The organism is Caballeronia sp. INML3B (genome assembly GCF_023631305.1).
Lineage (GTDB): Bacteria > Pseudomonadota > Gammaproteobacteria > Burkholderiales > Burkholderiaceae > Caballeronia > Caballeronia turbans.
This window is the reverse complement of the sequence record NZ_JALQDI010000001.1, coordinates 68981-81747: the sequence shown is the minus strand read 5'-3', so window position 1 is coordinate 81747 and position 12767 is coordinate 68981. Positions and strand designations below refer to the sequence as shown.

The window sequence follows — 12767 nt, the reverse complement described above, 5'->3', positions numbered from 1 at the left end:
AGGAATGGAGCATTTGAAAAAAGCGCGCTAAATTGCAAGAAATACGCCCCGTTGCGGTGCTTTTGTGCACCACTAGGGTAAATGCTAGGTTGTCGTGCAGTGTTGCGTTCTTTAACATGCGTCCTAGTTCTGTTGCACCCAGATTTTTGAGGTGGAGAACGAGGAGACATGAGGCACAAAGTGCCCGACCGAAAAGCGCTGTTGGATGAGTCCAACAGCGCTTTTTTTATTTGCCGTCGATAATACGAATAAATCCCCGCGGATTTTTTTTAAGGCGGGTTTTCCCGGGGTTCGCAAGGCACGGAAAACCTTCAAAACGCTTGCTGCACGGCGGTTTCCTCCGCTAAACTGCATTTCCCGACCCGTCGGTCGGCGATTCAGAGCGGGCGCGAAACACGGCATATTCGCAGACAATTCTTCACGCAGAAAACACGATTTACGGGGCGCAAATCAATGAAGTTGGCTTTACGCGGCAAGGCGGTCGCAATGGCCGTCGCGGGATTATCGGCGGTATTCAGCAATCAGGTTTTGGCGGACGTGAAAATCGGCGTGACGGTCTCGGCGACAGGACCGGCGGCTTCGCTCGGCATTCCGGAAAAGAACACCGTCGCGCTGTTGCCCAAGGAAGTCGCCGGGCAGAAAGTGGAATACATCGTTCTGGACGACGCGACCGATTCCACCCAGGCCGTGAAAAACGCACGCAAGCTGACGAGCGAAGATCACGTCGATGCGCTGGTCGGTTCGACCGTCGTTCCCAATTCGCTCGCGATGATCGACATCGCGGCCGAAACGCACACCCCGATGATTTCGATGGCCGCGGCCGCGAGCATCGTCGAGCCGATGGACAGCAAGCGCGCGTGGGTCTTCAAGACGCCGCAGAACGACATTCTGATGGCTACCGCGATCGCGCAGCACATGTCGAATCACGGCGTGAAGACTGTCGCGTTCATCGGCTTTTCCGACGCCTACGGCGAGAGCTGGTTCAAGGAATTCTCGAAGGCAGCCGATCTGGCGAAGCTGAAGATCGTCGCGAACGAGCGCTTTGCGCGCAACGATGCGTCGGTGACGGGCCAGGTGCTCAAGATGATGTCGCAGAACGCGGACGCGGTGCTGATCGCGGGCGCGGGCACGCCGGCCGCGCTGCCGCAGAAGACGCTCAAGGAGCGCGGCTACAAGGGCAAGATCTATCAGACGCATGGCGTCGCCAATAACGATTTCCTGCGCGTGTGCGGCAAGGACTGCGAAGGCACGTTCCTGCCCGCGGGCCCGTTGCTCGTCGCGGAGCAGTTGCCCGACAGCAACCCCGTGAAGCAAGCCGCGCTGATGTACAAGAAGGCGTACGAAGGTGCCAACGGCGCGGGTTCCGTGTCGACGTTCGGCGGTCACGCGTGGGACGCGGGCCTCATTCTGCAGCGTGCGATTCCTGTTGCGCTGAAGAAGGGCCAGCCGGGCACGCCGGCGTTCCGCGAAGCGTTGCGCGCGGCTATCGAAGAGACGAAGAATCTGCCTGCATCGCACGGCATCTTCAACATGAGCCCCAACGATCACTCCGGACTGGACCAGCGCGCACGCGTGATGGTGGAGATCGTCGGCGGCAAGTGGAAGCTCTCGGGCAACTGACGGATTCGCATGTGAACTGATTCGGAGAACAAAGGCGCGTAGCAACACAACGCGCCTTTTTTTCTGTGCCGTGCAGCAGGAACCGCGACGCGAAGGAGAGGGCGCAAAGCCTCGATCGCGGCGGCGCAACGGTCAGGGAAAACCAGCCTTGGCACGCAGTAACGCGGTAAATAGATTGGGGCGGCTCTTTGGTTGGCGCCAGAGAAGCAGCATCGATAACAACTCGCAGCAGCGCACCGCAGGGGTGCGTGAACCGCAAGTCGCGTTTGGAGACAAGCAATGAAAACGAAGAAGGCATGGATCAGGACGGGCATCGCGCTCGCCATCGCGGGCAGCGCGCTTGCCGGGGCGGGCGCGGCGCTCGCTCAGGTGAAGATCGGCGTGACGCTCTCGGCGACGGGACCGGCCGCATCGCTCGGGATTCCCGAGAAAAATACCGTCGCACTGTTGCCGAAGGAAATCGGCGGGAAGTCGGTCGAATGGATCGTGCTCGATGACGGGTCCGACACGAGCCGCGCCGTGCAGAACACGCGCAAGCTGATCGACGAAGATCACGTCGATGCGATCGTCGGCTCCACCGTGACGCCGAACTCGCTCGCGATGATCGATCCGGCCGCCGCCGGCAAGACGCCGATGATCTCGATGGCCGCGTCCGCCGCGATCATCGCGCCGATGGATGCAAAAAAGGCGTGGGTCTTCAAGACGCCGCAAAACGACGCGCTGATGGCCGATGCCATCGCGAGCTACATGGAAAAGCACGGCGTGAAGACGGTGGGCTTCATCGGCTTCGCGGATGCCTACGGCGACGGCTGGTACAACGTGTTCAATACGGCGGCGACGGCGCACAAGCTGAAGATCGTCACGAACGAGCGCTATAACCGCACGGACACGTCCGTGACCGGCCAGGTTTTGAAGACGATGGGCGCGAACCCGGACGCGGTGCTGATCGCGGGTGCGGGCACGCCGTCCGCGCTGCCGGCGAAGGCGCTGAAGGAGCGTGGCTACAAGGGCAAGGTCTATCAGACGCATGGCGTCGCCAACAACGACTTCCTGCGCGTGTGCGGCAAGGACTGCGAGGGAGAAATCCTGCCCGCCGGCCCGGTGCTCGTGACCGAGCAGTTGCCGGAGAGCAACCCGGTGAAGAAGTCGTCGGCCGCGTACAAGGACGCGTATGAGAAGGCGTATGGCGCAAGCACGCTGTCGACCTTCGGCGGGCATGCATGGGATGCGGGCCAGATGCTTCAGCGCGCGATTCCCGAGGCGCTCAAGAAAGGCCAGCCGGGCACGCCGGAATTCCGCGAAGCGCTGCGCGCCGCGCTGGAAAACCTGAAGGACCTGCCGGTGTCGCACGGGATCATGAACACGACGCCGACCGATCACAACGGCTTCGACAATCGCGCCCGCGTGATGGTGCAGATCGTCGACGGCAAGTGGAAATTGCTGAACGACTGAGCGATAGGACGCGCTTCATCGCGCGTTCTCGTTTCTTAATTTCGAGATGAATGGGCGGCGCACCGGCAACGGCGCGCCGCTTTGGCCATGTTCCGGCGGCTGTTTCTTGAGTCGCCTGTTTCACAAGAAGCTTCGAAGAGGAAGTATGGACTTATCGATTGCGGCGATCCTCGCGCAGGACGGGATCACCACGGGCGCGATCTACGCCTTGCTCGCGCTCGCTCTGGTGCTCGTGTTCTCCGTGACACGCGTCATTTTCATTCCGCAGGGCGAGTTCGTCGCGTATGGGGCGCTCACGCTGGCCGCACTGCAGACGCAGAAGCTGCCGGCGACCTGCTATCTGCTCATCGCGATGGGCGTCGGCTGCTTTGTCGCGGAACTCGCCGGCATCGTTCGGCATCCTGCGCGATATCACCAGATCGGGCGCTTACTGGCAGTGCTGGCGGGCAAGTATCTGCTGTTTCCCGTCGCGGTGTGGGGCATCACGCAAGCGGCGTTCGCACAGCCTCTGCCGATGATCGCGCAGATCGCGCTGACGCTTCTCATCGTCGTGCCGATGGGACCGTTCGTCTATCGCCTCGCGTATGAGCCGATCGCGGAGGCGAGCACGCTGTTGCTGCTGATCGTGGCGGTGGCGGTGCACTTCGCGATGGTCGGCCTCGGGCTCGTGATGTTCGGCGCGGAAGGCTCGCGCACGACGGCGTTTTCTGACGCCACGTTCAACCTGGGCAGCGTGTCGATCTCTGGGCAGAGCTTGTGGGTCGTCGGGACGGCCGTCGTGCTGATCGTCGCGCTGTACTTCTATTTCGATCGCTCGATCTCCGGCAAGGCCTTGCGCGCGACGTCGGTGAATCGCCTCGGCGCGCGGCTCGTCGGCATCGGCACGACGCAGGCAGGCCGCCTCGCATTCACGCTCGCGGCGGCCCTGGGCGCGCTGTGCGGCGTGCTCGTGGCGCCGATCACGACCATCTACTACGACTCGGGCTTCCTGATAGGCCTCAAGGGCTTCGTAGGCGCCATCGTGGGCGGTCTGGTGAGCTATCCGCTCGCGGCCGCAGGGTCGCTGCTCGTGGGTTTGCTCGAATCGTATTCGTCGTTCTGGGCAAGCGCGTACAAGGAGGTGATCGTCTTCACGTTGATTATTCCGGTCCTGCTGTGGCGAAGCCTGGCAAGCCCGCATTCGGATGAGGACGAGGAGTAAGCCGATGAACTTTCTGCATCGATATCGATTTTTCTGGTTGTTCCTGGTTGTCGTCTTCGCGCTGCCGGTCTTGCCGCGGCCGGTCGCCGTGCCCGAGTACTGGATCACGCTGCTGAACTACATCGGCCTGTATTCGATCGTCGCGATCGGGCTGGTGCTGCTGACCGGCATCGGCGGGATGACGAGCTTTGGGCAGGCCGCGTTCGTCGGCGTGGGCGCGTATGCGACGGCTTTCCTCACGACGCGCTACGGTGTCTCGCCGTGGCTCGCGCTGATCGCGGGCGTCGTGCTCACGGCCTTCATCGCGCTGCTGCTCGGTCTCATCACGATGCGCCTTTCGGGACATTTCCTGCCGCTCGGGACGATCGCGTGGGGACTCTCGCTGTTCTACCTCTTCGGCAACATGGAGTTGCTCGGCAAGTACGACGGCATCAACGGAATTCCCGTGCTCAACGTGTTCGGTTGGGAGCTGGAATCGGGCCGTAGCATCTATTACCTGATCTGGGTCGTGGTACTGCTTGCGGTGATTTCTGTTCAGAATCTGCTTAATAGTCGCCCGGGGCGAGCGATTCGCGCGTTGCGCGGCGGCGGCACGATGGCCGAAGCGATGGGCGTCAACACTGCCTGGATGCGCGTAGTCATCTTCGTCTATGCAGCCGTGCTCGCGGCCGTTTCCGGCTTCCTGTACGCCCATTTGCAGCGGGCGGTGAACCCGACGCCGTTCGGCCTGAATCACGGCATCGAGTTCCTGTTCATGGCGGTGGTCGGCGGCGTCTCCCATGTCTGGGGTGCGATTCTCGGCGCGACAATTCTCACCGTTCTGCAGGATTATCTGCAAACGCTTCTGCCCAAGCTGCTCGGCGCGAACGGCAACTTCGAGATCATCGTGTTCGGCGTGGTGATGGTCTTGCTGCTGCAATACGCGCGGCAAGGCGTCTGGCCGTTCGTGGCGCGTCTGTTTCCACGCGGGCCGCGTGCACACGTGCCGGATCATGGCGATGCTTTGCCGCAGCGCAGCAAACCCAACGTGGGGGAGCGCTTGCTGGTCGTCGACAAGGCGCGCAAGCAGTTCGGCGGACTCGTGGCAGTTAACGATGTGAGTTTCGAGGTGAGGGCAGGCGAAATCATCGGATTGATCGGTCCGAATGGCGCCGGGAAGTCCACGACCTTCAATCTTGTCACCGGCGTACTTCAGGCGACGAGCGGCGCAATCAGCTTCCACGGTGAGCGTATCGAGAAGCTGACTTCGCGTGAAATCGTCAAGCGCGGCATCGGCCGGACGTTTCAGCACGTGAAGATGCTTCCCGGGATGACGGTGCTGGAAAACGTGGCGATCGGCGCGCATTTGCGTGGAAGCACGGGCGTCTGGCGCAGTGTCGTGCGACTGAACGCGGCAGAAGAGGCGCGGCTGATGGCTGAGGCAGCGAAGCAGATCAAACGCGTCGGGCTGGAGAAGCATATCTATAGCGAAGCCGGTAGCCTCGCGCTGGGTCAACAACGGATTCTCGAGATTGCCCGGGCGCTGTGCTGCGATCCGACGCTGCTGCTGCTGGATGAACCCGCCGCCGGCCTTCGTTATCAAGAAAAGTTGCAATTGGCTGATTTGTTGCGAAAGCTGCGCGCGGAGGGAATGAGCATTCTTCTTGTCGAGCACGATATGGATTTCGTGATGAATCTGACGGATCGGCTCGTAGTAATGGAGTTCGGCACGAAGATCGCAGAAGGATTGCCTACGGATGTCCAAAAGGATCCGGCGGTGCTCGAAGCATATCTCGGCGGGGTGGAGTGATGGCGAAGGAATCGAACGCAGTTGTGAACCCGATCTTGCAGGTAGACGGCCTGTCCGTGCGCTACGGCAAGGTCGAAGCATTGCACGATGGCAAGCTCACCGTCGGAGCGGGGCAAATCGTTTCGGTGATCGGGCCGAATGGGGCGGCAAAGTCGACGCTGCTTAACGCGATCATGGGCGCGTTGCCCCAAACGGGACACGCGAAGGGCGTGGTGCGCTACCTTGGCGAAGACGTGTCCGCATTGGCGATCGAGCGCCGCGTTTCACGTGGAATGTGTCTTGTGCCCGAGAAGCGCGAATTGTTCGCGACGATGGCGGTGGAGGACAATCTCGTGCTGGGCGCATATCGGCGGAAGAAAGCCGGCGAGAGAAACTTTCTCGATCAGCTCGACCACGTGTTCCAGCTTTTTCCTCGTCTAAAGGAGCGAAGAAGGCAGGCGGCGGGAACTTTGTCTGGTGGAGAGCGGCAGATGCTCGCGGTTGGCCGTGCATTAATGGGGAAGCCGCAACTTCTGATGCTCGACGAACCGAGCCTCGGCTTGGCGCCGCTGATCGTGAAGGAGATTTTCCACATCATCAGCGCGCTTCGGCAGACGGGTGTTGCAACGCTGTTGATCGAGCAGAACGCGCGCGCTGCGCTTCAGATTTCCGACTATGGCTATGTTCTCGAGACCGGCGAGTTCGCGCTGGAAGGAAACGCCGACGCGCTTCAGCACAACCCTCAGGTCATCGAAACTTATCTCGGTCTGACGAAAAAAGTGGCATAAGACGCGGTGTTCTTTGGAAAAATGGCGGCGTGTTTCACGTGAAACACGCTTTTTTTTGCCTGTGATCGAACGGTCGATTCGAGGTCAGGAAGAAGTCGTTATAATTCAAAGCTATTCTCTCTTCAGGTTCGTGTCGTTCGTACACGAGATCCCAATGCTTTATCCCACAGAATTTGATGTGATCGTCGTCGGTGGCGGTCACGCGGGCACGGAGGCGGCGCTCGCTTCTGCGCGTATGGGCTGTAAAACGCTTCTTTTGACGCACAACATCGAGACGTTGGGCCAGATGAGTTGCAATCCGTCGATTGGCGGCATCGGCAAGGGTCATCTCGTCAAGGAAGTCGACGCTCTCGGCGGGGCAATGGCTGCGGCTACCGATGAATCGGGCATTCAGTTCCGTATTCTCAACTCGTCGAAGGGACCCGCCGTTCGGGCAACGCGCGCGCAGGCCGATCGTCTTTTGTACAAGCAGGCGATCCGCCATCGCCTCGAGAATCAGCCGAACTTGTGGCTCTTCCAGCAAGCCGTCGACGATTTGATGGTCGAAGGCGATCACGTTGTCGGCGCCGTAACGCAAGTCGGACTTCGTTTTCGGTCCCGCGCCGTTGTGTTGACCGCTGGCACTTTCCTGGACGGAAAAATACACGTCGGCCTGAATAATTATGTCGGCGGCCGGGCAGGTGACCCGGCGGCGGTGTCGCTTTCAGCGCGTTTAAAGGAATTAAAGCTGCCTCAAGGCCGCCTGAAGACGGGCACACCGCCTCGTATTGATGGCCGCACGATCGACTTTTCGAAGCTCGAAGAGCAGCCGGGCGATCTCGATCCCATTCCGGTGTTCTCGTTCCTTGGCCGCGTAGAGCAGCATCCGCGTCAGATGCCATGCTGGGTCACACATACGAATACACAGACGCACGACATTATCCGGGGCGGCCTAGACCGCTCGCCGATGTATACGGGAGTGATTGAAGGCGTCGGACCGCGTTATTGCCCGTCGATCGAGGATAAGATTCATCGTTTTGCTTCCAAAGACGCGCATCAGATCTTTCTGGAGCCGGAAGGACTGACGACGAATGAGTTCTATCCGAACGGGATCTCCACGAGTCTTCCTTTTGACGTCCAACTCGAACTCGTTCGCTCGATGCGCGGGCTTGAACACGCGCATATCTTGCGGCCCGGCTACGCGATCGAATATGACTACTTCGATCCGCGTGCGTTGAAGGCTTCGCTCGAAACGAAGGCGATCAACGGTCTCTTCTTTGCAGGTCAGATCAACGGGACGACCGGGTACGAAGAAGCCGCCGCGCAGGGACTGTTGGCTGGTATCAATGCTGGTCTCCAAGTTCAAGGGACGGAAGCGTGGTCGCCGCGCCGCGATCAGGCGTATCTGGGTGTTTTGGTGGACGATCTCGTGACGCGCGGGGTGTCGGAGCCATATCGGATGTTCACGAGCCGCGCGGAATACCGCCTGTCGCTGCGCGAAGACAACGCGGATATGCGTCTGACGGAGATCGGGCGCGAACTCGGCGTAGTCGACGATGCTCGTTGGGATGCTTTCAGCCGCAAACGCGACGCTGTTTCACGTGAAACACAGCGTCTGCGTTCAACGTGGGTAAATCCCAAGACTTTGCCAGCGGAGGAAGCGACGGCGTTTCTGGGTAAGCCGATCGATCATGAGTACAGCCTTGCCGATCTTCTGCGACGCCCCGGTGTTTCGTACGACGGAATCTGCGCACTTCGTGAGGGCGCCTGCGGTCCCGAAGCATCGCTCTCGGACGATCCGGTTCTGCTCGCACAAATCAAGGAGCAGATCGAGATCGGCGTTAAGTACCAAGGCTACATCGATCGTCAGGCCGACGAGATCGTGCGGAACGGCGCGCAGGAAAACACCCGGTTGCCGGACGGTCTCGACTACAACGAAGTCCGCGGATTGTCCTTCGAAGCCCGTCAGAAGTTGATTCAGCATCGCCCGGAGACGATCGGGCAGGCTTCGCGCATTTCCGGCATCACGCCGGCCGCAATCTCGCTTCTCATGGTGCATCTGAAGCGCGGCGCAGGCCGTCGCGGCCGAAATTCTGCTGGCGACGATGCGGCAACCGATAACCCGACGGCGGTTCAATGACGGAGCGCCATTTATCCTTGGCGGCGACGCTCGAGAAGGGCGTCACCGAACTCGACATTGCGCTTTCGTCCTCGCAAATCCAGAGACTTCTCGATTATGTTGCGCTGCTCGGCAAATGGAATTCCGTCTACAACCTGACGGCGATCCGCGATCCGCATCAAATGCTCATCCAGCATATTCTGGATTCGCTTGCGATCGTTCCGGCGGTGAACGTGCGCAGGCCGTCGACAGCGCTGGACGTCGGCTCCGGCGGCGGTTTACCCGGCATCGTGCTGGCGATCGCGTTGTCTGAATTGCACGTCACGCTCAACGACATCGTTCATAAGAAAACAGCATTTCAGTCGCAGGCGAAAGCGCAGTTGGGTCTGAACAATCTGTCGGTGGTGACTGGTCGCGTCGAAAGTTTACGTCCGGGAGTCGAAGTCCCGGGGAAATTCGATTTAATCGTGTCGCGCGCATTCGCAGAGCTCTCCGATTTCGTTACACTTGCGCGTCATCTGGTTGCGGACAACGGACGGATTCTGGCGATGAAGGGTGTCAGGCCTGAGGCTGAAGCCGCGCGTGTGCCGGCGGGTGCCAAGGTGCTCGGTATCGAGCGCCTCAATGTGCCGATGCTCGACGCGGAACGGCATCTCGTCGAGATTGCCGTCGAGCCAGCTTGACGGTCCGCTGCACGGTTTCCATCCGGCATTCCAGGCACGCTGATCTTCTGACAGCGAAGAAACGAGGACACTAAACGATGGCAAAAATCTTCTGCGTCGCAAATCAGAAGGGCGGCGTTGGAAAGACCACGACAGCGGTCAATCTCGCGGCGAGCCTTGCGGGCCTCGATCAGCGCGTTCTGCTGATCGACCTCGACCCTCAGGGCAACGCGACCATGGGCAGCGGCATCAACAAGGCCGCGTGCGAGACCACTGTCTATGAAGTGCTCGTCGATGGCGTGACACTGCGCGAGGCACGCACACGCCCGGAGGCGGTCGGATACGACGTGCTGCCGGCCAATCGCGAGCTGGCAGGCGCGGAAGTCGAACTTGTGGACATGGAAAATCGCGAAGGCATTCTTCGGGCGGCGATTGCCGAAGTAGCCGATGACTATGACTTCGTGCTGATCGATTGCCCCCCGGCGCTTTCGCTGCTGACGCTTAACGCCCTGTGCGCGGCGCACGGCGTCGTGATTCCGATGCAGTGCGAATATTTTGCGCTCGAAGGATTGTCGGATCTCGTGAACACCATCAAGCAGGTGCACGCGAACCTGAATCGTGACCTGAAGGTAATTGGCCTGCTGCGCGTGATGTTCGATCCCCGAATTACTTTGCAGCAACAAGTTTCGGACCAATTGAAGGAACACTTTGGCAGCAAGCTGTTCGACGTTGTGATCCCGCGCAACGTGCGCCTTGCGGAAGCGCCTAGCTATGGACTGCCCGGCGTCGTGTTCGACAAGTCGTCGCGCGGTGCGCAGGCGTATATCCAATTCGGCACCGAAATGATCGAGCGTGTGCGCGCGCTCAACGTCAACTAAGCAAACCCCATTCGATGCGGCCGAGAACGCCGACGGAGGAACCGAAATGAGCGCTGTGATGAAGAAAAAAGGTCTAGGCCGCGGCTTGGACGCATTGCTCGGCGGTAGCGTCGACATTACGGAAGCCGTGCGCGGCGAGGGCACGCCCTCGGTGCTGCCGCTCGATAAGCTGCAAGCCGGCAAGTATCAGCCGCGTACACGGATGGACGAGGGCGCGCTCCAGGAACTCGCCGCGAGCATCCGCGCGCAGGGTCTGATGCAGCCGATTCTCGTGCGCTCGGTGAGTGACGATCGTTATGAAATCATTGCGGGCGAGCGGCGCTTCCGTGCCGCGCGCCTTGCCGGCCTCGACGAAGTTCCGGTTCTCGTAAAAAACGTGCCAGATCAAGCAGCCGCTGCGATGGCGTTGATCGAGAACATTCAGCGGGAAGATTTGAACCCGCTGGAAGAGGCGCAGGGCATCCAGCGTCTGCTCGACGAATTTCGCTTTACCCACGAACAAGCGGCCGAGTCGGTCGGGCGCTCGCGCAGCGCGGTATCGAACCTGCTGCGCCTGCTGAATCTCGCAGCGCCCGTGCAGACCATGCTTCTCGCCGGCGACCTGGACATGGGCCACGCGCGCGCGTTGCTCGCCGTCGACGCGGCGACGCAGATCCAGCTCGCCAATCATGTCGTCAATCGCCGCTTGTCGGTACGCGAAACCGAACGCCTGGTAGCGGCGACGACCAAGGAAGCCCCTGCGACAAAAGCACGCGCCGCAAATGACGGCGGACGTGATACGCGCCGTCTGGAAGAAGAGCTGTCGGATCTGCTTTCCGCCAACGTAAAGATCAAGTTGGGCGGAAGAGGGCGCGGCAAGGTCACAATCGATTTCGGCAATCTCGACTCGCTCGAGGGCATCCTGAGCAAATTGCGTGGAAGTATCGAAGCGCCGACTCCGACGACCTGATTCGCACGCATCTTGTCCGAATTCAACGTCAAAAGCACACGTTTCGACCTGCTCGCCCGTATCTGGCGAGCCGTCTCGAAGGAGCCGGTTCTCGCGATCCTCGTCTTCGCGCTCGTCGTGTTGCAGATCGGGCATCCGCGGCCGTGGATGTCGCTGCCCGGTCTCGTCGACTGGCAGACGGTACTCACACTCGCCGGCCTCCTGATTCTCACCAAGGCGATCGAATTATCAGGATTCCTGATGTGGGCGGCGCACCGCCTCGTGCACCACATTCATGGCGAGCGGACGCTGGCGCTGCTGCTCGTCGCGCTTGCTGCGGTACTGTCCACCGTCCTGACCAACGACGTCGCGCTTTTCGCCGTCGTGCCGCTCGCCTTATCGCTGCACAGGCTCGCACCGCTGCCCATCAAGCGGCTCGTGATCGTGATCGCACTCTCGGTCAACGCGGGTTCGATTCTCACGCCGCTCGGCAATCCCCAGAACCTGTTTCTATGGCAGACGAGCGGCGTCGGCTTCCCCGCGTTCGTGTGGGCGATGCTGCCGCTGTGCGCCGCGTTGATGGCGCTGCTCGGCATCCTCACGTTTGCGATGTTCCGCGCCGAACCGCTCGATCTGTCCGGCGATATCGAAGAGCATCGCGTCGATCGCGTGCTGTGCGGCGTGAGCGTGCTTGCATTTGCCGCGTTCGTGGCGCTCGCGGACGCGCATCATGCCGGGCCCGCGCTTGCCGTGCTTGCGATCCTCTTCGTGCTGTGGCGTCGCGAGGTCGTGTTCAAGATCGACTGGCTGTTGTTGCTCATCTTCGTGTTGATGTTCATCGTGCTGCGCAGCGCGGCCGCAATGCCGTCGATCCACGCAGCCATCGCCCACGTCGGCATCGGCACGCCAAAACGCGCGTATGCGGCCGGCGCCGTTCTCTCGCAAGCGATCAGCAACGTGCCGGCGGCCATCGTGCTCGCGGAGTTCTCCAAGGACTGGCGCGCGCTCGCGTTCGGCGTCAGCGTCGGCGGATTCGGCATCGCGATCGGTTCGCTGGCCAATCTCATCGCCGTGCGATTATCGGGCGAAAAGGGAGTGTGGATGCCATTTCACATGGTGTCGATTCCATTCTGGATCGTGGCAACGGTCATCGGTTGGGCGCTCATTTAACCGCTCATCGGACAATGTGCCATCGACTGAGAATCTCCTTGCAATTGCAAGGAAAGTCTCGTTTTCGAGACCGATTTTTAAGGTTCGTCCGCTTGGCTTTTGACACACCTAAACTATTGAATCCCCGACAACAATCGCTTACAATCGCCCGGATTTATCAGCTAGGCCACCTCGAAAGCGCAGCGAAAGCGCAAGGTGATTT

General features: G+C 60.6%; 10 protein-coding genes. All 10 read left to right on the top strand.

Annotated elements, in window-relative coordinates; all coding sequences use genetic code 11:
* Positions 1–453: 453 nt before the first annotated feature.
* The 10 genes from NCS58_RS00340 to NCS58_RS00295 all read left to right on the top strand — a co-directional run bounded on the left by NCS58_RS00340 (position 454) and on the right by NCS58_RS00295 (position 12565).
* Positions 454–1620 (top strand): ABC transporter substrate-binding protein, encoded by a 1167-nt coding sequence (locus NCS58_RS00340; protein WP_250537582.1) that lies wholly within the window; start codon positions 454–456, stop codon positions 1618–1620.
* 279 nt (positions 1621–1899) lie between these two features.
* Positions 1900–3072, top strand: coding sequence for an ABC transporter substrate-binding protein (locus NCS58_RS00335; protein WP_250537581.1), 1173 nt, complete (start codon positions 1900–1902; stop codon positions 3070–3072).
* 145 nt (positions 3073–3217) lie between these two features.
* Complete coding sequence (locus tag NCS58_RS00330; protein ID WP_250537580.1) at positions 3218–4273, top strand: branched-chain amino acid ABC transporter permease; 1056 nt, start codon at positions 3218–3220, stop codon at positions 4271–4273.
* Positions 4274–4277: 4 nt separating this feature from the next.
* On the top strand, positions 4278–6062 hold the full coding sequence (locus tag NCS58_RS00325; protein WP_061116598.1) for an ABC transporter permease subunit: 1785 nt from the start codon (positions 4278–4280) through the stop codon (positions 6060–6062).
* Positions 6062–6829, top strand: a complete 768-nt coding sequence (locus tag NCS58_RS00320) for an ABC transporter ATP-binding protein (RefSeq protein WP_250537579.1) — start codon at positions 6062–6064, stop codon at positions 6827–6829. The genes NCS58_RS00325 and NCS58_RS00320 overlap by 1 nt, the downstream gene beginning before the upstream one ends.
* A 154-nt stretch (positions 6830–6983) precedes the next feature.
* Positions 6984–8948, top strand: a complete 1965-nt coding sequence (mnmG, locus tag NCS58_RS00315; protein WP_250537578.1) for a tRNA uridine-5-carboxymethylaminomethyl(34) synthesis enzyme MnmG — start codon at positions 6984–6986, stop codon at positions 8946–8948.
* Positions 8945–9610 carry a 16S rRNA (guanine(527)-N(7))-methyltransferase RsmG gene (gene rsmG / locus NCS58_RS00310; RefSeq protein WP_250537577.1) on the top strand — a complete coding sequence of 222 codons (666 nt, stop codon included), beginning with the start codon at positions 8945–8947 and terminating at the stop codon, positions 9608–9610. The genes mnmG and rsmG overlap by 4 nt, the downstream gene beginning before the upstream one ends.
* Before the next feature lie 77 nt (positions 9611–9687).
* The gene (locus tag NCS58_RS00305; RefSeq protein ID WP_250537576.1) at positions 9688–10467 is read left to right on the top strand and encodes a ParA family protein; all 780 of its coding nucleotides are present in this window, start codon (positions 9688–9690) and stop codon (positions 10465–10467) included.
* A 46-nt stretch (positions 10468–10513) separates the two neighbouring features.
* Positions 10514–11416: a ParB/RepB/Spo0J family partition protein gene (locus tag NCS58_RS00300; protein WP_061116593.1), complete on the top strand. Its 903-nt coding sequence runs from the start codon at positions 10514–10516 to the stop codon at positions 11414–11416.
* 12 nt (positions 11417–11428) lie between these two features.
* Complete coding sequence (locus NCS58_RS00295; protein WP_250537575.1) at positions 11429–12565, top strand: SLC13 family permease; 1137 nt, start codon at positions 11429–11431, stop codon at positions 12563–12565.
* Positions 12566–12767: the final 202 nt, after the last annotated feature.